Origin of the sequence: Nonomuraea salmonea (genome assembly GCF_042428605.1) — a bacterium.
GTDB lineage: Bacteria > Actinomycetota > Actinomycetes > Streptosporangiales > Streptosporangiaceae > Nonomuraea > Nonomuraea salmonea.
This window is the reverse complement of the sequence record NZ_JBHMCF010000007.1, coordinates 77,189-98,668: the sequence shown is the minus strand read 5'-3', so window position 1 is coordinate 98,668 and position 21,480 is coordinate 77,189. Positions and strand designations below refer to the sequence as shown.

The 21,480-nt window shown below is 70.7% G+C and carries 18 protein-coding genes; 10 read left to right on the top strand and 8 right to left on the bottom strand.

The genetic code is table 11. From position 1 onward, the window contains the following. Nucleotides 1–75 precede the first annotated feature (75 nt). From ACFFR3_RS07195 to ACFFR3_RS07185, 3 genes are all read right to left on the bottom strand, one after another. Nucleotides 76–2,199 carry an alpha/beta hydrolase gene (locus ACFFR3_RS07195; protein WP_379482800.1) on the bottom strand — a complete coding sequence of 708 codons (2,124 nt, stop codon included), beginning with the start codon at nt 2,197–2,199 and terminating at the stop codon, nt 76–78. 184 nt (nt 2,200–2,383) lie between these two features. Further along, entirely contained in the window at nt 2,384–3,400 is a 1,017-nt protein-coding gene (locus ACFFR3_RS07190; RefSeq protein ID WP_364372267.1) for a LacI family DNA-binding transcriptional regulator, read from the bottom strand. A 96-nt stretch (nt 3,401–3,496) separates the two neighbouring features. Next, entirely contained in the window at nt 3,497–4,537 is a 1,041-nt protein-coding gene (locus ACFFR3_RS07185) for a LacI family DNA-binding transcriptional regulator (protein WP_345405472.1), read from the bottom strand. A gap of 169 nt (nt 4,538–4,706) precedes the next feature. Here ACFFR3_RS07185 and ACFFR3_RS07180 point away from each other — a divergent pair, with 169 nt between their 5' ends. The 4 genes from ACFFR3_RS07180 to ACFFR3_RS07165 are packed head-to-tail and all read left to right on the top strand — an operon-like array spanning nt 4,707 to nt 9,470. Next, nucleotides 4,707–6,014 carry an ABC transporter substrate-binding protein gene (locus tag ACFFR3_RS07180; protein ID WP_379482799.1) on the top strand — a complete coding sequence of 436 codons (1,308 nt, stop codon included), beginning with the start codon at nt 4,707–4,709 and terminating at the stop codon, nt 6,012–6,014. A 30-nt stretch (nt 6,015–6,044) separates the two neighbouring features. Then, nucleotides 6,045–6,944: a carbohydrate ABC transporter permease gene (locus ACFFR3_RS07175; RefSeq protein ID WP_345405466.1), complete on the top strand. Its 900-nt coding sequence runs from the start codon at nt 6,045–6,047 to the stop codon at nt 6,942–6,944. Continuing rightward, complete coding sequence (locus tag ACFFR3_RS07170; protein ID WP_345405463.1) at nt 6,928–7,824, top strand: carbohydrate ABC transporter permease; 897 nt, start codon at nt 6,928–6,930, stop codon at nt 7,822–7,824. The genes ACFFR3_RS07175 and ACFFR3_RS07170 overlap by 17 nt, the downstream gene beginning before the upstream one ends. Nucleotides 7,825–7,847: 23 nt before the next feature. Continuing rightward, nucleotides 7,848–9,470 (top strand): GH39 family glycosyl hydrolase, encoded by a 1,623-nt coding sequence (locus tag ACFFR3_RS07165; RefSeq protein WP_379482798.1) that lies wholly within the window; start codon nt 7,848–7,850, stop codon nt 9,468–9,470. On the opposite strand, the gene ACFFR3_RS07160 is transcribed toward ACFFR3_RS07165, so the two are convergent. Beyond that, a complete protein-coding gene (locus ACFFR3_RS07160) occupies nt 9,467–10,261 on the bottom strand; it encodes a FadR/GntR family transcriptional regulator (protein WP_364372249.1) in 795 nt (264 codons plus the stop codon). The genes ACFFR3_RS07165 and ACFFR3_RS07160 overlap by 4 nt on opposite strands. A gap of 136 nt (nt 10,262–10,397) precedes the next feature. Between ACFFR3_RS07160 and ACFFR3_RS07155 the strand changes: the two genes are divergently transcribed. The 5 genes from ACFFR3_RS07155 to ACFFR3_RS07135 all read left to right on the top strand — a co-directional run bounded on the left by ACFFR3_RS07155 (nt 10,398) and on the right by ACFFR3_RS07135 (nt 16,548). Then, a complete protein-coding gene (locus tag ACFFR3_RS07155) occupies nt 10,398–11,657 on the top strand; it encodes an ABC transporter substrate-binding protein (RefSeq protein WP_364372246.1) in 1,260 nt (419 codons plus the stop codon). A gap of 2 nt (nt 11,658–11,659) precedes the next feature. After that, a complete protein-coding gene (locus ACFFR3_RS07150; RefSeq protein WP_345405446.1) occupies nt 11,660–12,556 on the top strand; it encodes a carbohydrate ABC transporter permease in 897 nt (298 codons plus the stop codon). Beyond that, on the top strand, nt 12,556–13,383 hold the full coding sequence (locus ACFFR3_RS07145) for a carbohydrate ABC transporter permease (protein ID WP_345405443.1): 828 nt from the start codon (nt 12,556–12,558) through the stop codon (nt 13,381–13,383). Before ACFFR3_RS07150 ends, ACFFR3_RS07145 begins: the two co-directional genes overlap by 1 nt. Nucleotides 13,384–13,418: 35 nt before the next feature. Further along, nucleotides 13,419–14,510, top strand: coding sequence for a mandelate racemase/muconate lactonizing enzyme family protein (locus tag ACFFR3_RS07140; protein ID WP_364372241.1), 1,092 nt, complete (start codon nt 13,419–13,421; stop codon nt 14,508–14,510). 70 nt (nt 14,511–14,580) lie between these two features. Continuing rightward, nucleotides 14,581–16,548 (top strand): right-handed parallel beta-helix repeat-containing protein, encoded by a 1,968-nt coding sequence (locus tag ACFFR3_RS07135; protein ID WP_379482797.1) that lies wholly within the window; start codon nt 14,581–14,583, stop codon nt 16,546–16,548. A gap of 226 nt (nt 16,549–16,774) precedes the next feature. On the opposite strand, the gene ACFFR3_RS07130 is transcribed toward ACFFR3_RS07135, so the two are convergent. The 3 genes from ACFFR3_RS07130 to ACFFR3_RS07120 form a co-directional block, all read right to left on the bottom strand. Next, a complete protein-coding gene (locus tag ACFFR3_RS07130; RefSeq protein ID WP_345405431.1) occupies nt 16,775–16,951 on the bottom strand; it encodes a hypothetical protein in 177 nt (58 codons plus the stop codon). A gap of 54 nt (nt 16,952–17,005) precedes the next feature. Next, a complete protein-coding gene (locus ACFFR3_RS07125; RefSeq protein ID WP_379482796.1) occupies nt 17,006–18,139 on the bottom strand; it encodes an MFS transporter in 1,134 nt (377 codons plus the stop codon). Between the two features lie 333 nt (nt 18,140–18,472). Continuing rightward, nucleotides 18,473–19,255 (bottom strand): MBL fold metallo-hydrolase, encoded by a 783-nt coding sequence (locus ACFFR3_RS07120; protein WP_345405425.1) that lies wholly within the window; start codon nt 19,253–19,255, stop codon nt 18,473–18,475. 87 nt (nt 19,256–19,342) lie between these two features. Between ACFFR3_RS07120 and ACFFR3_RS07115 the strand changes: the two genes are divergently transcribed. Next, nucleotides 19,343–19,930: a CGNR zinc finger domain-containing protein gene (locus ACFFR3_RS07115; RefSeq protein WP_345405422.1), complete on the top strand. Its 588-nt coding sequence runs from the start codon at nt 19,343–19,345 to the stop codon at nt 19,928–19,930. 171 nt (nt 19,931–20,101) lie between these two features. Here the strand turns inward: ACFFR3_RS07115 and ACFFR3_RS07110 are convergent, their stop codons facing one another. Continuing rightward, on the bottom strand, nt 20,102–21,415 hold the full coding sequence (locus ACFFR3_RS07110; protein ID WP_345405419.1) for an extracellular catalytic domain type 1 short-chain-length polyhydroxyalkanoate depolymerase: 1,314 nt from the start codon (nt 21,413–21,415) through the stop codon (nt 20,102–20,104). Nucleotides 21,416–21,480: the final 65 nt, after the last annotated feature.

Below are 21,480 nucleotides of genomic sequence, written 5' to 3'. Positions count from 1 at the left end.
CGGATGGCTCCCGTGCCCCGCCGCCGATCCTCATGTGAGCGCTAACACGGCTCTACCGGGGCAGAGCCGCCGGGCTCAGCGCTTGAACAGGCGGGGTGCCAGGTCGATGAGGTTCTTCTGCCAGACGTCCCAGCCGTGCGGTCCCGGGGTGACGCCGTCGAACTCGTAGCGGATCCCGAGGTCGTCCAGGGTGGCCAGGGTGGAGGCGAACCCCGGGTAGACGAAGTCCGTCTGGTCGCCGATGTAGAGGCGCAGCAGCTTGGTGCCGCTGTTGATCGCCTCGGCGTCGACGCCCGCGCCGCTGCCGAAGCCGGCCGAGAACGCCGCGATGTAGGCGAACCGTCCGGGGTGTGCCTTGAGCATGCCGAACGTCTGGCCGCCGCCCATCGACAGCCCGGCGAGCGCCTGCTGCGACGGGTCGTCGGAGATGTTGTAACGGGCCTTCGCCGCCGGGGCGATGTTCTCCAGCAGCTCGCGGTTGAAGTCGGAGACGTTGCCGTTGCCCATCACCACGACCATCGGCACGATCTTCCCGTCGAGGAAGTGATGGTCGAGGATCTGCTTGGCCCGCCCCATCTCGGTCCAGTCGGTGTAGTTCTGGCCACCGCCGTGCTGGAGGAAGAAGACGGGGTACGGCTCCGCGCGGTCGGGGTCGTAACCCGGCGGGGTCCACACCAGCGCGGTCCGCTCCTGGTTCGCGACCGTGCTCTGGTACGTCAAGGGCTCCACCTTGCCGCCCTGGCCCTCGGGAACGTCCGTGAGCAGGCGGGCCTGCTCGCCGTTGACGAGGAAGGTGCTCCAGGTCTGCTCGGTGGTGACCTTGGTCGGGTTCGACGCGTCCTTGAGCGAGACGCCGTCCACCATCAACTTGTAGTAGTAGAACCACGGGTCGAGCGGGCCGACGGTCCCCCGCCACCGGTCCCCCGCCTTGGTCAGGTGGATGCGCAGCCAGCTGCCACCGGGCGCCCAGTTCGCCCACACCTTGACCTGCTTGGCGGCGGCGAACTCGGTGGTGGTCTCGAACGTGACGAAGCCGTCGTCGGTCACGAACGGCGTCGGCGTCGTACCAGGAGGCGGCGGGGCGAACTCGCCCTTCAGCCTTCCGTGCCCGTCGCTCGGGCCGTGGTCGCGGACGTTGCGGAACAGGCGCGGCAGGAAGTCGATCAGGTTCTCCTGCCAGGCGTTCCAGTTCGCTCCCGCGTCGGGGTTGACCCCGTCGAACTCGTAGGAGACGCGGGCGCGGTCGAGCGCCTTGGTGAGCTTCACGGTCGCGTTGTACGCCGGGTCCGTCACGTTGCCGGTGTAGAGGCGCAGCAGCTTGAGGTGCGGCTTGTGCTTGCCGGCGGCCTCGGTCAGCAGGCCCGAGAACGAGCCGGCGTAGGCGTACTCGGCGGGGTGGCCGAGCGCGGCGCGCAGCGCGTTCGTCCCGCCCTCGCCCGCGCCGGCGATCGCCTGGTGGGCGGGGCCGCGGTGGACGCGGTAGCGGCCGGCGACCGCCTGCTGCAGCTCCTTGCCGGTCTCGCCGATCACGACCACCATCGGCTCGATGGCCTTACGGGCCGACAGGTTGTCGAGGATCTGCTTGGCGCGGCCGAGGTCCAGCCAGTCGCCGGCGGCGGCACCCGCGGTGTCGAGGTAGAGCACCGGATACTTCTTGGCGCCCTTGCCGGTGTAGCCGCGCGGCGTCCAGACCAGGGCCGAGCCCTTGGCGTAGGCGAGGGTCTCGACCGTGCCGCCCTGCCCCTCGGGCACGTCCGCCAGCGGGGCGGCCTGCTCGCCGGCCACGAAGAACGTGCTCCACAGCGGCTTGGAGGCCACGGTGGTGGCGTTGGTCGGGTCCTTGACGCCCTTGGTCTCGTCGGCCGTGACCTGGTAGGCGTACAGGCCGGGCTTGAGCGGGCCGAGCACGCCGGAGAAGGCGTCACCGCGGCGGGTCAGCCCGAACTCCGCCCACGCGGCGGAGGGCCCGAAGTTCCCCTCGATGAGGACCGACGACACCGAGCCCCCGATGGCGGCCTCGACGGCGGAGACGGGAACGGTGAACGAGGCGTAGCCGTCCTCCGAGACGGCCAGCCACGGAGTGTCGGCGATCGCCGGTCGCGGGGCGAGCACCGCCACCGCGAGCGCGACGAGGGCCGCGGTGATCGCGGCGGTGAGCCGGAGCACGCGTGACCTGCCGTGATATTCTAAAGAAGGCATGCAAAAACTCCCTTGATGGCCGGCCACGGTTGCAGCCCGGGTGGTCGGCCTGATTCATGCGGTGGACTCTGTGTTGTGGGTGTTTCGCACCTCCATTCCGTCGTGGGATCCGCTTGCCCGCCTGACGCCCGTTGCCGCGGGTGTCAGGTGCGGCGTGACGCCACTACATCGCGTGGCTTCACGATCACATGGCGCTCCTCGGCGGCGCGGTCGAGCCGCGCACGATCAGCCGGGTCGGGAGCACGATCTGGCCGGGGCCGTCCCAGCCGCCGCGCACCAGCGCCTTGAGCATGCGCGCGGCCTCGAGGCCGAGCCGGTACACCGACTGGTCCACCGTGGTGAGCCCCGGCTGGGCCAGCGCCGACTCGGGGATGTCGTCGAAGCCGGCGATCGACAGGTCGCCGGGGACGCTGAGCCCCAGCTCCTTGGCGACCTCCAGGGTCTTCAGCGCCATCCCGTCGTTCGCCGCGAAGATCGCGGTCGGCCGGTCGGGCCGCGCCAGCAGCGCCCGCGCGAGCGGCGCCGCCGAGTCGGGGTTGAAGTCGCCCTGCGCGATCAGGGAGGGGTCGGCCGGTACGCCCGCCCGGGCCAGCGCCTTGCGGTAGCCCTCCTCGCGTGACCACGAGGCGGCCAGCTCGGCGCGGCCAGCGATGAACGCGATGCGCCGGTGCCCGAGGCCGAGCAGGTGCTCGACCACCGCGGTGGCGCCCTCGAAGTTGGCGGCCGTGACCGACGGCACCTGCGAGTCCTTCGCCGGGTCGATGGCGACGACCGGGATGCCGCTGCGGATCTCGCCCGAGGGCGTGACCACGATGCAGCCGTCGGTCAGCGTGCCCGCGAGGCGGGCCAGGTGCCGCTGCTCCCAGCCCTCCGCGTAGGTTCCGTACAGGTCGCTGTCGGCGTAGATGATCAGGTCGAGACCCGATCGGCTCAGCGCGTCCATCACGCCCTTGAGCACTTCGGCGGTGTAGGACTGGAAACTGTGCGTCACCAGGCCGAGCACGTCGGTCCTGCTGCGCCGCAGGCTGGTCGCCACCAGGCTCGACTCGTAGCCGAGCCGCTCGATCGCGGAGCGGACCTGGGCGATGGTGTGCGCACTGACGCCGTACCGCCCGTTGACCACCCGGGAGACCGTCGTGGTCGAGACGCCCGCGAGCCGGGCGACGTCGCTCATGGTCACGGGCGAGCCGCCCAGGGCCATACCGCCTCACTAGGGGGAATCGTTATCGGTTACGTTTGCAGCAGCAACGTAAGCGATAACGTTCACAGAAAACAAGAGTAACTTTCGGCTACTTGATCAGGCGGGAGCCGGGCCCGTCGAGTCGCGAACGCTGAGGCTGGTCGCTAGCTGCAGATGCCGGGAGGCGGGCTGGACGCCCTCGGCCATGCCGAGCACCGTCTCCACCGCCATCCGGCCCATGCCCTCCAGGGGCTGGCGGACGGAGGTGAGGCGCGGCGTCGTCCACTGCGTCTGCGGCGTGTCGTCGAAGCCGGTCACCGACAGCTGCCCCGGCACGGAGACGCCCAGGTCACCCGCCGCGGCGAGCACCCCGACCGCTATCTCGTCGTTGCCCGCGACGATCGCGGTGGGCCGGTCGGCGAGCGCGAGCAGGTCGCGGCCGTGGCGCCGCCCCGCCTCGACGGAGAACGCCTCGTGGCGGACCAGCGCGCGGTCAGGGGTGATGCCGGCCGAGTCGAGCGCGGCCTGGTAACCGTGGAAACGTTCGAGCGAAGGGGCCGAACCCAGCGGGCCGCCGATCCAGCCGATCCTGCGGTGGCCGAGCTTGATGACGTGTTCGGTCGCGGAACGGCCGCCCGCCCAGTTCGTGGAGCCGATGCTGACCAGGCGTGACTCGGTGGTGTCGATGGGGTCGATCGTGACGATGGGCAGGCCGAGGTCGTCGGCGGCGAGCAGCACCGGGTCGGGCACGGCGACGGCCAGCGCGATCACGCCGACGACGCCCGACGCCTGCTGCTCCTCGACCCAGGTGCGGGCCGCCGTACGGCTGGTGCTGACCGGCTCGTCGGGCGGCAGGCGCAGCAGCAGCTCGGCCCGCGCGGTCGTCGCGGCCAGCAGGATGCCCTGCAGCACCGTTCCGGCGTAGCGGGACTCGACGATGTCGAGCACGGTGACCAGCGTGTTGTCGCGGGGCTGCTCGTGCCGGACCGCCGTCGGCTTGTAGCCGATCTCGGCCATCACGCCCAGCACCAGCTCGCGGGTCTTGGCGCCCACGTCGCTGCGCCCGTTGAGCACCTTCGAGGCCGTCGTCGGCGAGACGCCGGCCAGCCGCGCGACGTCGGCCAAGGTGACGCGCTCAGAACGACCTCGTCGTCCCATCAAGGCTCCTTCCGGGCTTCCAGCGAAATTGTTTCGTAAACCTACCACGGCCCCGATCCCGCAGGATCAACCGTTGACATCGAACAGAAACGACACCTATGGTCCTCCGCAACACCGAACATGTTGCGAAATAATTTCGTAACCGGCTCAGGACGAGAGGCGAGACCCCATGCGGCTCTCCCGGAAGCTCAAACTCCTCTGCGCGGCACTCGTGCCGATGCTCGCGCTGACCGCGTGCTCGGGCGGCGGCGGACAAGCAGGCGCGGACGGCGGCGAACAGGTGAAGATCACCGTCTGGAGCTGGGACGGCACCGTCGAGCAGGCCGTGCCCGGTTTCCAGGCCGCGCATCCGAACATCAAGGTCGAGGTCGTCAACGCGGGCTCGTCACAGGACGAGTACAAGGCGCTCGACAACGCCATCCAGGCCGGCTCCGGCGTGCCGGACCTGGTGATGTTCGAGTATTTCGCGGTGCCGTACTTCGCGGTCCCCGGCAAGCTGGCCGACCTCGGCGAACTCGGCGCGGACAAGCTGAAGGCCGACTACGTGCCGGCCGCGTGGAACGACGTGACGGTCAACGGCAAGGTGTACGCGCTGCCGTCCGACTACGGGCCATCGGCGATGTTCTACAACGAGGCCACACTGAAGAAGGCCGGCATCGACGAGCCCCCGGCCACGTGGGACGCGTACTACGAGGCGGCCAAGAAGATCCGCGAGCTCGGCGACGACTACTACATCGCCCAGGACACCGGCGACATCTTCTTCCTGCTCTCGCTCATCTGGCAGGCCGGCGGCCGCCCGTTCAAGGTGGACGGCACCAAGGTGCACATCGACTTCACCGACCCCGGCACCACCAAGGCCGTGGCCTTCTGGCAGAAGATGCTGGACGAGGGCCTGATCAACACCAAGGTCACCGGCTGGTCGGACGACTGGAACAGGACCCTCAACGACGGCACCCTCGCCACCCAGACCATGGGCGGCTGGCTCACCTCCACGCTGCCCGAACGCGCGCCGAAGGCCGCGGGCGACTTCAAGGTGGCCCTGATGCCGCAGTGGCAGGAGGGCGAGAAGGTCGGCGCGGCGAACGGCGGCAGCTCCTTCGGCATCCCTGAGGCGGCCGAGCACAAGGAGGCGGCCTTCTCCTTCCTCGAATACTTCGCGCACGGCGGCGGCCTGCAGACCCGCGTCGACGCGGGCGCGTTCGTGCCGAACCTGTCGGTGCTGGAGAACGAGACCTTCACCGGCAAGGCCAACGAGTATTTCGGCGGCCAGAAGGTCGGCGGCGTGCTGGCCGAGGCCACGGAGATCGTCGCCGACGACTGGCAGTATCCGCCGTTCTTCGAGTGGGCGCGCTCGATCTACGGCGACCTCGCCTCGCCGTTCTACACCACCGGCAAGGGCTCGCTCGCCGAGGTGCTGGAGCAGTGGCGGCAACGCTGCATCCAGTACGGCAACGAGCAGGGCTTCCAGGTGGACTAGCGGGCCTGCTTCCAGGAAGGAACTCCGACTATGACCCACGCACCCGCGCCGGTGCGCAGGCGGGGCAGGCCGCAGACCGGGCTGGCGTTCATCGCGCCCTTCGCGGCGCTGTTCGCCCTGGTGTTCATCGTGCCCATCGCGTACGCCGCCTACCTCAGCCTTTTCCAGGACAAGCTGGTCGGCGGCAACGTCTTCGTCGGCCTGGACAACTACACCAAGCTCGTCGCCGACCCGCAGTTCTGGGACGGCGTGGGACGCGTCGTGCGGTTCACGCTCGTGCAGGTGCCGATCATGCTGCTCCTCTCGACGGCGCTGGCGCTCGCCCTCGACAGCCTGCGCCTGCACGGCGCCCGGTTCCTGCGGGTGACGATCTTCCTGCCGTACGCGGTGCCGGCGATCGTGGCGACCCTCATGTGGGGATTCCTGCTCGGCGTCAAGTACGGTCTGTTCGGCAGCCTCAACGACGCCCTCGGCACCGACTTCGACCCCTTCTCCCCCGGCACCACGCTCATCTCCATCGGCGTGATGGTGACGTGGGCGTTCACCGGCTTCAACATGCTCATCTTCTACGCCGCGCTCAAGGCCATCCCGCGCGAGCTGTACGAGGCGGCGGCGATCGACGGGGCGAACGAGTGGCAGATCGTGCGGGCCATCAAGCTGCCGGCGCTGCGCGGCTCGCTGGTCGTGACCGTCATCTTCTCGATCATCGGCACGTTCCAGATGTTCAACGAGCCGCAGATCCTGCCGACGATGGTCGCCAACAGCGGCGTCACCAGCTTCTACACGCCGAACCTGTACGCGTACAACCTGGCCTTCACCGGCTCCCAGCAGGGGTACGCGGCAGCGCTCGCGCTCGTCATGGCGGCGATCACGATCGCCGTCGCCTACGCCGTCCAGATCAGAGGGCTGAGGAATGCGACCGACCAGTAGCCTGCGGCCCTACCCGCGCCTCTACACCGTGGACAATCCGCGCAAGAGCAAGACCCTCACCTTGATGACCGGGCTGTTCACGCTGTACTGCCTGCTGCCGCTGGTCTGGCTGGTCATCAACGCGACCAAGTCGCAGGAGGACTTCGTCTCGACGTTCGGGCTGGCGCCGGGCCGCGAGTTCGCGCTGTGGGACAACGTCGTGCAGGTCTTCACCTACCAGGACGGCATCTTCTCCCGGTGGCTGCTCAACACCGTCCTCTACGTGGTCGTCGGCGCGACGGTCTCGACGTTCCTCGCCGCGCTCGGCGGGTACGCGCTGGCCAAGCTGCACTTCACCGGCAAGCGGGTGTTCCTCCTCGTCATCCTGGGGTCGATCTCGGTGCCCGGCATCGCGCTGGCGATCCCGCAGTTCCTGCTCTTCGCGGAGCTGGGCCTGACCGACACCCCGTGGGCGATCCTCATCCCGTCCTTCATCAATCCGTTCGGGCTGTACCTGATGTGGGTGTTCACGGCCGAGGCCGTGCCGACCGGGCTGCTGGAGGCGGCGAAGATCGACGGCGCCGGCGAGTTCAGGACGTTCCTGCAGATCGCGCTGCCGCTGCTGGCCCCGGCGGGCGTGACCGTGCTGCTGTTCTCGTTCGTGTCGATCTGGAACAACTATTTCCTGCCGCTGATCATGCTGAAGAACCCCGACTGGTATCCGCTGACCGTCGGCATCAACCAGTGGAACAAGCTCGGCTCGTCGGCCGGCAACGGCGCCCTGGTGCAGAACCTGGTGATCACGTCCTCGCTGCTCACCATCATCCCGCTGATCATCGCGTTCCTCTGCCTGCAGCGGTACTGGCAGTCGGGCCTGACCATGGGCGCCGTCAAGGGCTGACGCTCCCTCAAGAAAGAGAGATCATGACGAGATCCCTGCTGCGCATCGACGGGGAGCCGCGCGAGGAGAGCGCGTTCCCGCACGTCTGGAGCGCCTGCATCGGGGCCGGGCGGGCCAACGAGGCGCTGCGCGCGGACTGGCAGCGGCAGTTCGCCGAGGTGGCGGACACCCTCAAGGTGAAGTACGTCCGCTTCCACGGCCTCTTCCACGACGACATGTTCGTCTACCGCGAGAGCTACGGCGGCGGCTTCGGCCCGAACAGCCCGCTCCCCTCCCCGGTGCACACCTTCTCCTACGTGGACAAGGTCTTCGACTTCCTGCTGGAGCAGGGCGTGCGCCCGTTCGTCGAGCTGGGGTTCATGCCGCGCGAGCTGGCCACCCAGACGGAGACGCTGTTCTGGTGGGGCGCGCACTGCAGCCCGCCCAAGGACATGCGGCGCTGGAGCGACCTCGTCACCGCGACCGTCGAGCACTGGATCGGCCGGTACGGCCTGGACGAGGTGCGGCAGTGGCGCTTCGAGGTGTGGAACGAGCCGAACCTCGTCCCCCACTTCTGGACCGGCACCAAGACCGAGTACTTCGAGCTGTACGAGGCGAGCGTGCGGGCCATCAAGGCGATCGACCCCGAGCTGAAGGTGGGCGGCCCGTCCACCAGCGTCTTCGTGCCCGACGACCGCTACAAGGGCGAGGTCGAGGACCGCTCGGCGATGCTGGAGACGGCCGCCGCGACCGACGTGGACGCGCTCGACTGGCGGCCGGTGTGGCTCGAGGACTTCCTGTCCTGGTGCGCGGAGCGGAACCTGCCGGTGGACTTCGTCTCGACCCATCTCTACCCCACCGACTACGCCTACGGCGCCGATGGCCAGGCGGTGCAGATCACCCGGTACGCCGACGCCACGTACGACGACCTGACCCTGCTGCGGGCGCTGCTGCGCGAGAGCGCCTACCCGGACGCGGAGATCCACATCACCGAGTGGTCCACGTCGCCGTCGTCGCGCGACTTCATCCACGACACGGTGTTCGCGGCCACCTCCATCACCCGCTCCTACCTGCAGTGCGCGTCCCTGGCCGACTCCATCTCCTACTGGACGTTCACCGACGTGTTCGAGGAGGGCGGGGCCGGCATCGGACCGTTCCACGGCGGGTTCGGGCTGGTCAACGAGGACGGCATCCACAAGCCGACGTTCCACGCGTTCACCATGCTGGAACGGCTGGGCGACCGGCTGCTGCTCGCCACGCCCGACGGGGTGGTGACCCGCGACAGCCGCACGTCGGCCGTGTCGGCGGTGTTCTTCAACTATCCGGACGGCATGGGGCTGAAGGGGCTGAGTGCCCGCGGCACGTACGAGGCGACCCGCGAGCTGGCGGACGTCGGGCCGGGCCGCAGGATCCGCCACACGATCGAAGGGCTGGAGCCGGGCACCACGTTCCTCGTCGAGGTGCTGGACTGGGAGCACGGCAACGTCGCCGAGGCGTGGCACGCTCTCGGCGGGCCGCTCAACCTGTCGCCGGCGCAGCGCGACCACCTGCGCGGGGTGGCCGACGCGCTGCACGCGTCCACGCTGACCGTGCCCGGCGACGGCGTGCTGGAGCTGGACGTCGAGCTGGCGCCCTGGGCGGTGCTGTCGCTGCGGCAGTCCGCTTAGCGTTGCAGGCGCACCGGGGCGGTGGGGGCCTTGCGCCTGACCAGCCACGCCTCGGTGATGTGGGTGAACATCGCCGCGCTGGCGCCCTCGGGGTCGTGCGCGGCGATGCGCTCGTAGATGCGGCGGTGGCCCTGGTTGGACGCCACGCACAGCGCGCGCTGGGGCTCGCCGAGGTAGCGGGCGGTGTTGACGACCTGGCTCTCCAGCGAGCGCACGACGCCGCGGGCGATGCGGTTGCCGGAGGTCTGCATGATCACGTCGTGGAAGGCGCGGTCGTGGTCGGCGTAGGTGACGTGGTCGCCCACCAGCTCGTCCATGCGATCGACCAGCGCGAGCAGGCGCCCGATGGTCTCGTCGTCGGCCAGCCGGGCGGCGAGGTAGGCCATGTCGGACTCGAGCAGGCGGCGCGTGACGACGAGGTCGTCGAGGATGGCCAGGCTCTCGTCCATGTCGATGGTGGCCGCGAGCACGAGCTCGTCGAGCATGTCCCACATCGTGGGCGGGGTGACGGTGGTGCCCGCGCCCTGCCTGACCTGGACGAGGCCCTTCTCCTGGAGGATCTTCACGGCCTCGCGGACGACCGTGCGGCTCACCGAGAACGTCTCGCACAGCACGGGCTCGGGGGGCAGCGGGGAGCCGGGCGGGTGGACGCCTCGCACGATGCGCTCCACCAGCTCCGCGGTCACCGCCTTGGCCAGGCTGGCCGGGCGGCGGACCCAGTTGGGCGGTCCAGTAGGCGGCCCAGTGGGCGGCACCGAGACGCTGCCGGGCGATTCCTGCGATGCCGTCATGTCCTCCTCCGCGCTGCGCTGCCGCCGGGGCGGCGCCCCGCCAGTATAGGGCACCCCCGTTGACGTAATACGTCATACGAGTTACGTTTTCGGGCACTGCGGCCGGGGACGTCGGCCGCGCTCTGGGAGTGAAGCCATGAAGCAGCGAAGCCTTTGGGCTGCCGTCCTCGTCACCGGGCTGGCCTTGTCGGGCTGCGGCAGCGCCGCACCGACCCAGCCCTCGTCGAAGGGCGCACCGAGCAAGATCGTGGTCTGGGACTGGAAGTCCGGCGAGCCGGGCGTGGCGTCCTACCTGGAAAAGGCGAAGGCCGACTTCGCCGCGCGACATCCCGATGTCACCGTCGAGTTCGTGGCCCAGCCGTTCGACCAGTACTACACGCTGCTGGGCGCGGCGGCGCAGTCGGGCAAGGGCCCCGACGTCATGCTGTTCAACGGCGGCGGCCAGCTGCGCGACCGGGTGGACCTGCTGGTGCCGCTCGACGAGTACGTGGCCGCCGACCGGCAGCGGCTGGCCGGCTGGGACGCCTTCAGCAAGGACGGCAAGGTCTACGCCGCCCCGGTGACCTTGCAGGGCCACCCCATCTACTACAACAAGACGATCTACCAGAAGGCCGGGGTGGAACCGGCGAAGACCTGGGACGACTTCGTCACCGGCTGCGCCGCGATCAAGAAGGCCGCCGGCGCCGACTGCCTGGCGCTCGGCAACAAGGAGGGCTTCGGCATCCAGTTCTTCATGTCGGGGCTCGGGCCTGGCATCCTGACGCCGAAGGAGTACGACGACTGGATCGCCGGCCGGCGCGACTGGACGTCCCCGCACGTCAAGGAGATCTTCCGGCTCTGGAAGAAGGCCGGCGACGACGGCCTGAACAACGACGGCGCCAACTCCACCGCCCTGTTCAACGACGCCTTCGCGCTCTTCGACACCGCCAAGGCCGCGCACGTCATCGGGCTGATGTCGGACGTCGGCCACTGGAAGGACTTCGGCGAGTTCCTCGGCCCGGACAACGTCGGCGTGATGGCCGCGCCCGTGGTCACCGAGGGGGCCGAGCCCGTCCTGCCGTACGACGGCGGCATCGGTTACGGGGTCGCCAAGACGGCGAAGGATCCGGCGCTCGCCGCCGACCTCGTACGGTCGCTGACCTCGACCGCCGCGCTGACCGCCTTCTCCACCGGCGCCGGCGCGATCACCTCCGACACCACCATCGACGCCTCCGGCGGCGCGCCCGCGGTGGCCGCGATCGTGCCGCAGATCAAGAGCGGCAAGCCCGCGCTGCACGTCGCGCTGTCCAGCAAGGTCCTCGACCTGATGGGCCGGCTGTCGCAGCAGCTGCTGAGCGGATCGGCCGAGGTGGACGACGTCGTACGGCAGCTCGCCGCCGCGGACGAGGCGAGCTGATCGTGCCGATCGGAAACACGCTCGGCCTGCCCCGGGGGGCGCGGGCCGAGCGGCTCGCGCCCTTCGTCCTGGTGGCGCCGGCCGTGCTCATCATCGTGGCGCTGCGGCTGTGGCCGCTGGTGCTGGGCGTCAACTTCTCCTTCACCGGCGACGGCGAGCGCAACGGCACCCCCGTCGGCCTCGACAACTACGCCGAACTGCTGGCCGACCCGCTGTTCAGGACCGCGCTGGGCAACGTCGGGCTGCTCGTGCTGCTGCTGCCCGTCGCGGTGGCGATCCCCGGGCTGCTGGCCACCTTCATCTACCTGCGGGTGCCGGGACACCGGTTCTTCCGCAGCGTCTACTTCTTCCCCGCCGTGCTCTCCCCGGTGATCGTCGGCGCGATCTTCAACCTGATGCTCGGCTACGACGGCCCGCTGAACACCGCGCTGGCGCTGATCGGGCTCGGGCCGATCGACTGGCTCGGCGACCCCGGCCTGGCGAAGTTCACGGTCGTCGGCGTGCACGTCTGGGCGACGTTCGGGATGGCGCTGGTGGTCTTCCTCGCCGGGTACTCCACCCTGGACGCCGCGCTCCTGGACGCCGCCAAGATCGACGGCGCGTCGCTGCCCCGGATCATCTGGCACGTCATCATCCCCGGCCTGTCGCGCACCATCCAGTTCGTCGTCGTCACCACCATGATCGGAATGCTGACGTCCATGTTCGGCCTGCTGTACATCATGACCAGCGGCGGCCCGGAGGGCTCGACGTACCTGCCGGAGTTCTACGTGTGGATGCAGCAGGGGCAGATGAACCGCCCGGCGCTCGCCTCGGCGGCGTCCACGGTGCTGTTCCTCATCATGCTCGTGGTCGGAGTCGCGCAGGTGGCGCTGCTGCGCCGCGCGGGGAGTGAGGACTGATGCGCGGCCGGCGTCTCGGCCGGTGGGTGGCCGCCGTCCCCATGGCGCTGCTCGCCCTCGCCACCATCTATCCCCTGGTGTTCACCGCGAACGTCGCCATGAAGACCCGGCGGGAGTACATCCTCGACCGCTTCTCCCCCGCCGGCGGCCTGCACCTGGAGAACCTCACCGCGGCGTGGAGCAGCGTCGGCATGGCCCGCTACTTCGCCAACTCGCTGCTCGTGGTGACCGTCTCGGTGGTCCTGCTGCTGCTCATCGGGTCGATGGCCGGGTTCGCGCTCAGCCAGCTGCGCTTCCGCGGCTCGACGGCGTTGTTCCTCGGCTGCCTGGCGGCGCTGTTCATCCCGTTCCAGGTGATCATGGTTCCGCTGGCGCGGGTGATGGCCGACACCGGGCTCATCGACACCTATCCGGGGCTGATCCTCGCGTACGTCGCGCAGTTCCTGCCCTTCACGATCTTTCTGATGACCAGCCACTACCGGACGATCCCGGCGGACATCGTGCACGCGGCCCGCATCGACGGCAACTCCACCTACGGCGTCTACCGGCGGATCATGATCCCGCTCGGCGCTCCCGCGCTGCTGTCCGTCGGCATCCTGGACGCGCTGTTCTGCTGGAACGACGTGCTGATCGCGCTGCTCATGATGCCGTCGCCCGAGCACCGCACGCTCATGGTCGGCGTCACCTCACTGCGCGGGCAGTACTCCGACAACATCCCGCAGTTCGCCTCGGGCGTGCTCATCGCCGCGATCCCCGTGCTGCTCATCTATCTCTTCCTCCAGCGCCAGATCGCCGACGGGGTCACCGCCGGCTCCACGAAGGGCTGACATTGCGAATCTCGGGGTATCGGACACTGACCACGGTGCAGGCGTGGGGCCGCCCCGTCGGTGACGCCAACGGCGTGCACGCCGACGGGAACGTTCCCGTGCCGATCGTCCTGGTGGACACCGATGAAGGGATCACCGGCGTGGGCCTCGGCGCGCACGCCCACCTCGACGCCGTCTTCCCGGCGATCGAGGGCGAGGACCCGCGCGCCGTCACCGCGCTCCACGACCGCATGGTGCGGCGGACGTTCAAGGCCGGGCACGCGGGCGCGGTGTTCGGGGCGATCGGCGCGCTCGACACCGCGTTGTGGGACATCAAGGCGCAGGCGGCCGGCGAACCGCTGTGGCGGCTCCTGGGCGGGCGCGACCGGCGGATTCCCGCGTACGCGTCGGGCCTGGACATCGCGCTGACCGACGCGGAGCTCATCGCCGTGCACCAGGAGTACGCCACGCGCGGGCTGCGGGCGGCCAAGCTCAAGGGCGGGCTCGACATCGACCGCGACCGGCGGCGCCTGGAGCTCGTCCGCGAGGTGCTGACCGAGGCCGGGCACGGAGCGCGGCCCGCCCTGATGCTCGACGTCAACGAGTCCTGGACCCGCAAGCAGGCGGTCAGGCACGTCGGCGAGCTGGAACGCGCGCTCGACCTGGTGTGGATCGAGGAGCCGGTGCGGCGGTGGGACGCCGAGGGGCTGGCCGCCGTCGGACGCGGGATCCGCGCCTCGGTCGCCACGGGCGAGAACCTCACGGGGCTCGAACAGTACCGCCCGCTGCTGGCCGCGGGCGCGGTGGACGTCGTGCAGGCGGCCGCCGTCTGGGGGGTCACGCACTTCCTGCGGGTCTCCGCGCTGGCGCACGCCCACGACCTGCCGGTGAGCCCCATCGGCACCACGCCCGTCGGGCTGCTGCACGCGGCGGCCTCCGTACCGAATCACCTGGTCAGCGAGCTGCAGGACCTGCGGCCGCCGCTGGGCGTCTCCGTCGATCTGACCATCGAGGACGGCGCCTTCGTGCTCGGCGACGCCCCCGGCCTCGGCATCACCGTCGACGAGGGCGCGATCGCCACGCCCGCGCCCCGCTCGGACGGCACCCCCGACGTACGGCCGGAGCGGGCCGGGCTGCGGCTGCGCTGACCCACCCCTGATCGTCAGAAATCACGAATGAAAGGGAAACTTCGTGCGCCCATCGTTCAGGACATCTGTCGTGGCGGCCGCTGCCTTGATGACCGCCGGCGGGCTCCTCGCGAGCCCGGCCGAGGCCGCGCCCGCGCGGACCATCGTGGTCGCCCCCACCGGTGCGAAGAACGCCGACGACCAGGGTCCGGGCAGCGCCGGCCGGCCGCTGGCCACCCTTGAGGAGGCGCAGCGCAGAGCCCGCGCGGCCGCGGCCGAGGGCCGGCACGACGTCACCGTCGAGTTGCTCGGCGGCACCTACCGGCTGAGCGAGCCGCTGCGGTTCGGCGCCGCGGACTCCGGCAGGAACGGGCACGTGGTGACGTGGAAGGCCAGGCCAGGAGCGAAGCCCGTGCTGAGCGGCGCCCGCCCCGTCACCGGCTGGACGCCCGACGAAGACGGCGTCTACAAGGCGCAGGCCGGCGCCGGCGCCGACAGCCGGCAGCTCTACGTGGACGGCGCCCTGGCCCAGCGGGCCCGCGTCGACGTGCCGCGCGACGCCATCACGCTCACCGCGACCGGCTTCACCCTCGACGACCCCGGCCTGGCCCACCTCGCCGGCCTGCCCGACCAGCAGCGCATCGAGCTGCAGGCCAAGCTGTCGTTCACCAACCGGTTCGCGCCGGTACAGAGCATCTCCGGCACCACGGTCACCATGCAGCAGCCGGCCTGGGACAACAACACCTACGGCTACGACACCATCCAGTCGCCGCTGCGCACGCCCACCTTCTCCCTGCTGAACTCCCGGGCGTTCCTCGACGAGCCGGGCGAGTGGTACCTGGACCGCAGCGCCGGGACCCTCTTCTACAAGCCGCTCGCCGGGCAGGACCTGTCCCGCGCGCGGGTCGAACTGCCCCGGCTCGAGCGGCTGCTGGAGATCGGCGGCACGTACGACGAACCGGCCCGCAACCTGCGCTTCGAGGGGCTGACCTTCACCGGCACGACCTGGCTGCAGCCCGGCACCTCGGAGGGATACGCCAACCAGCAGACCGGCGTGTTCATCGCCGGGGTCCAGGAACACCGGCCGGCCGACGCGTTCACCTCATGCGACTTCGGCTGCAAGGGCTTCGAGGGCTCGCGCAACAACTGGTCGCAGACGCCCGCGGCGGTGCAGGTGTCGGCCGCGGAGAACATCACCTTCACCGGCGACACGTTCGTCAACCTCGGCTCCGTCGGGCTCGGCATCGGCAACGACGCCAACGCCCACGCCACCGGGGTCGGGCTGGGCGCGCACGGCGTGACCGTCAAGGACAGCACGTTCACCGCGAGCGCCGGTGGCGGGATCGTCGTCGGCGGCGTACGGCCCGACGCGCACCACCCCTCCGATCCGCGCATGGTCAACAAGGACATCAGGATCAGCGGCAACCGCATCTACTCCACCGCCCGCGAGTACCTCGACCAGGACGGCATCTTCGCCAGCTACGTCACGCGGCTGACCATCGAGCACAACGAGGTCGCCGACCTGCCGTACACCGGGATCGGGATCGGCTTCGGCTGGGGCGCCAACGACCCGGGCGGCAGCCCCGAGTACATCAACCGGGGTCTGTACGACTTCCAGCCGATCTACGACACGCCGACCACGTCCACCGAGGTCCGCGTCGTGGGGAACCACGTGCGCGACGTCGTGCACACGATGTTCGACGCCGGCTGCATCTACACGCTGTCGGCGATGCCGCGCAGCCACATCGAGCAGAACTACTGCGAGAAGAGCGGGCAGCTCGGCGTGTACTTCGACGAGGGCTCCCGGTACATGTCCGCCAGTAAGAACGTGTTCGTCGGCACCGCCGCCCAGTGGGCACACGCCAACAACCAGAACGGCAACCACACCGGCGACATCACGCTGACCGGCAACTACACCACGAACCCCGCCATCACGGGGCTGGTGGACGGCGAACGCGGCAACACCGTCCGCGACAACACCACCGTCACCGCCGACGACCTCCCGGCGGAGGCCAAGAGGGTCATCGACCAGGCGGGCCCACACGGCAAGACCCCCTGACCACCCGGCCGGCCTCACTGCGAAGCGGGGCCGGCCACCTCGGTACCCGACGAAGAACCGGCCCTGACCAGCAGCGCCGAGGCACCCTGGGCGGGCCGAGGCGGCCTAGGCGGCCGGGTGGGCCGAGGCAGCTGGGGTGGCCGGGGTGGGCCGAGGCGGCCGTGGTGGCCAATCGGGCAGGTGGGCCGATGACGCACCCACCGGGCGCGCCGTGGCGGGCCGGCGCTCACCGGCCGCGCGCTGCGGCGACCGTCGCCGGCACGACGGCCAGCGCCAGGATGCCGCCGCAGATGGCGAGGAAGGGGTAGCCCGCGACGGCGACGACGAGGCCCGAGGCCATGCCTCCGGTGGCGCCGGCGACGGAGACGAGGACGTCGGCCGAGCCCTGGGTCCTGGCGCGCACGGCCGGCGGGACGGCGTCGGTGATGATGGCGGTCCCGGCGATCAGGCCGAAGTTTCACCCCAGCCCCAGCAGGACGAGGGCGATCGCGAACGCGGTGGCGGAGCCGGCGGGCGCGGTGGCGGCGACGACCCCGGCGGCCAGGAGGACCGGCCCGGAGGCGGCGGCGACCACGAGGCGGCCGTAGCGGTCGACGAGCCACCCGGTCAGCGGCGAGGGCAGGTACATCGCACCGATGTGGACGGCGATGACGAGCCCGGCGGCAGCGGTGCCGTGTCCGAGGTCGCGCATGTGAACGGGCGTCATCGTCATGATCGCGACCATGACCAGCTGAGTGAAGGCCATGATCCCCGCACCCACCAGCACACCGGGACGTCGCCGCCCCGCCACCGGCCGCGACCCTCCATCCACATCGCCCTCAGCCGACGCGACGACACCCTGCGCCACCGGCCGCCACCCTTCACCCACATCGCCTTCAGCCGACGCGACGACACCGTGGGCCACCGGCTGCGACCCTTCATCCACTTCGCCGTTGCCGGATCCGGCAGCACCCCCGGCCGCTGCGGGCGGCCGGTCATCGGCCTCGTCACCGTCTCCGTCCCCATCGCTGTCGCGTTCGGGCTTCAGAGCGCGGGCCAGCAGCAGGGGGTCGGGGCGGAGGTAGACGGCCAGGACGGCGGCGGCCAGCGCGTACGCGGCTGCGGCGAGGAGGAACGGTCCTGCCAGTGTGGGAATGCCCAAAGACCGGGCGAGATCGCCGGCGGGGGCGGCGAGGTTGGGGCCGGCGACTCCTCCCAGGGTCGTGGCGACCAGCACGGTGGACACGGCGCGGGCCCGGTTGCCCGGAGCGGCCAGGTCGGCGCCGGCGTAACGAGCCAGCAGATTGGTGGCCGTGCCGGCGCCGTAGCAGAACAGGGCGAGGAGCAGCAGGAACGGGCTGCCGGCGATGGCGGCGACGACGACGCCAGCGCTGCCGGCGGCACCGGCCAGGTAACCGGCGGCCAGGCCGGGCCGGCGCCCGCGGGCCTGGGACACGCGCCCGACGGCGACGGCCGCGACCGCGGAACCGGCGGTGCCCACGGCACTGGGCAGCCCGGCGAGGCCGGTGGAGCTGAACACGTCCTGCGCCAGCAAGGCTCCGACGGTCACACCGGCCGCGAGCCCGACACCGCTGAGGATCTGCGCGGCCACCAGGACGATCAGGGAACGGCGCTGTACCCGGAGGCGGGCGACATCCCCGTTCCGAACAGGCGCGTTGATTGTCACGATGAAGGCTCTTCTCAGAAAAGGACACGGGCCCAGAAGCCACCGGCGACGGTTCCGGCAAGCCAGACACTCACCCCGCCGACCCAGGACCAGCCGATCGGCCGGCTCGGCGGCGGTCCCGGCGAGCGGAAGTCACCCCCCACCAACCGGAGACCAGGCGATCAGCCAGGCTCGGCCGGGCTGGGGGCATCCCCACCAGCCCGGGACCAGGCGATCGGCCAGGCTCGGCCGGGCTCGGCGAGTCCGGCGGGGCGGGGGTCAGCCGCGCCGGCCCAGGTCCAGGTGGTCGGTCAGGCCGGCGGTGGTGAAGGCGGCGAGCAGGGCGTCGCGGCCCTCGGTGAAGTGGGCCCAGCCCTCGTAGTGGACGGGTACCACGCGGCGGGCGTGCAGGATCTCGGCAGCCGTGACGGCCTCCGCGCTGCTGAGGACGATCTGCTCGCCGCCGAAGAGGATGTCGAACCGGGGCGCCCCGGCGAAGAGGATGGCGGTGTCCACCGGGCGGTAGCGCTCGGCTACCTGTCTGACCGCGTCCAGCGAGGCGTTGTCACCACTCACGTAGACCGTGGGCAGCCCCTCGCCGGTCAGGACGAACCCCGTGACCTCGCCGAGGATCGCTTCGACCTGCTCGCGCGGGCCGGGCCCGTGGACGGCGGGCACGCCGGTGACGGTCACGGTGCCGCCGCCGGAACGTTCCGCCTCGATCGACTCCCACTCGCCGAGCCCTCTGGCTCCGCCTCCCAGGCGCCGGGCTCCCCCGGGCGTGGTGAGCGTGAGGGGGACGTCGGCGAGCAGCGCCCGCCCGGCGGCGTCCAGGTTGTCCGGGTGCTCGTCATGGGAGAGCAGGACCACGTCGATCGGGCCGAGGTCGGCCGGTGCGGCGGCGGAGTGGGCCGTCTTGGTCAGCCGGCCTCCCGGTACGTGGTAGTCACCGGGCGCGTCGAAGGTCGGGTCGGTCAGAAAGCGCAGGCCGCCGTAGTCGAAGAGGGCGGTGGGGCCGCCGATGACGCGGACGGGGAACGGCTCGGGGGCCGGATCGGTCATGTCGAATACCTCACGGATAGAAAGCGGTTCATCCGTGATGAAGGTAGAGGAGTCTCACGGATGAGCGCAAGCCGTACCATGAGAGGTATGAGCGAGACCCCGACCGCAGAGCCCGTCCTGCCGCCCGCGCCAGGGGCGGCCGACTACGTCGCTCTCGACTTCGTCAACAGCGCGATCGCGCTGCCGGGCGGGCAGTTCATCGACCTCCTCGGCACCCCGGCGTCGACGAATCAGTGGCTCGCCGAACGCGGCCTCGCTCCGCCCGACGCCGGGGTGCAGGAGATGTGCGCCACGCAGCTGCGCTCGCTGCGCGAGCACGTCAGGGCGCTGTTCGCCGCCCGGGTCGCCGGGCTGCCCGCGTTGCCCGCGGCTCTGTCCGCCGTCAACGACGCGCTGACCAGGGCGCCGACGGCCGCCCTGCTGTACTGGGACGAGAAGACCGGCCCCTATCGTGCGGCGCCGTGCCCCGTCAACGAGGTCCTCGACCACGCGCTCGCGGCCCTCGCCGCCGACACCGCCGACCTGCTCACGGGGCCGGACGCCGAACGCCTCACCGGCTGCGGTTCCACCCCCTGCAACCGCTACCTGCTGCGCCACGGCCGCCGCCATTGGTGTTCCACCCGGTGCGGAGACCGCGCCCGCGCCGCCCGCGCCTACGCCCGCCGCGCCCGCTGACGCCCCTGATGCCGGCGGCCGCGGCGATACCGGAGCGCGGGACGGAGCGCGGGACGGTCCGCGCTACCGCCGGACGTGAGGCCGGAGCGCCCGCGCCGGAAGTCGTCCTCTGCTTCCGGCGCGGGCGGGTCTGCGGCTACGGCCCCCAGGCGCGGGGCCCGACGGTGGCGGTCAGCTGTGGGTCCAGCGCTGATTGGCGCCGCCGTGGCAGGAGTAGAGCTGCAGGCGGGTGCCGTTCGCTGTTCCCTGGCCGACGGCGTCGAGGCAGAGGTTCGACTGGACGCCGGTGATGCTGCCGTCGGAGTTGAGGCGCCACTGCTGGTTGGCGCCGCCGTGGCAGGCGTAGATCTGGATGCGGGCGCCGTTGCCGGAGCCGGCCGCGTCCAGGCACTTGTTGCCGTAGACACGCAGCTCGCCGGATGAACTCTGCGTCCACTGCTGGTTGGCGCCGGTGTTGCAGTCCCAGAGCTGGACGGCGGTGCCGTCGCTGGTCGCGTTGTTCGGCACGTCGATGCAGCGGCCCGAGCCCACTCCCCTGATCTGCCCCTCACCCTCCGGGTCCGGTGGCGGGGTCGTGCCGCCGCCGTCGAGGCCGAAGAAGCGGATGGCGTGCGCGGCCATCCCGTTGTGCGGCAGGTCGTGGCCGGCGCCGTTGATCGTGTACGCCTCGACCTGCCCGGAGCCGTAGACGCGCCGGGTCCAGCCGGACTGCGGGCTGTCGGTGGAGGTCGGGGTCTGGCTCAGCCCGTGCACGTTGGTCCACTGGTCGATCTCCTCCTGCAGCATCGAGTACGGCAGGACGGAGTCGTTGGTGCCGTGCCAGGCCGTCACGCGCGGCCGGGCTCCGGTGTAGCCGGGGTAGGCGTTCCTGACCAGGTCGCCCCACTGCTGCGGCGACTTGTCCCCGCAGCCGGCCGGGCCGAGGCACGCGTACGGCACGCCCGCGAACGGAGCGCCGGCCTTGAACACATCGGGGTACGTGGCGAGCAGGTTGAGCGTCTCCATCGCGCCGGAGGAGAAGCCGGTGGCGAACACCCGCTCCGGGTCTCCCGAGTGGCGCTGGAGCACGTAGTTGACCATGGAAACGATCGAGACGGGGTCGCTGCCGCCGCCGTGCCGCAGCGCCTCGTTCGACCACACGTCGAAGCAGTTCGACATGCCGTTGGCGCTCTTGTTGGCCTGCGGGTAGATGACGATGAAGCCGTGGCGGTCGGCCAGGGAGGCGAACTCCGTCCCCTGGTGGAAGCCCTGGGCCCAGCCGTTGCACCCGTGCATCGCCACCAGCACGCCCGGCCTGGCGGCGGGACGGTCGGGGACATAGAGGTACATACGCAGGCCGCCCGGGTTGTTGCCGAAGTTCGTCACCTCGGTCAGCGCCGCCGCCGACGCTTGCGGGGCGGTCAGGGACAACGACAGCCCGGTCGCGATCGCCGCGATGAGCGCCACCAGGCCGGCACCGATGCCGGCGTACCTTCGCGTTCTCATGCTGCACGTCCTTTCTGGGGGCCGGACGCTTGCTGTTAGCGCTAACAAGTGGTGTCCCCGAGTGT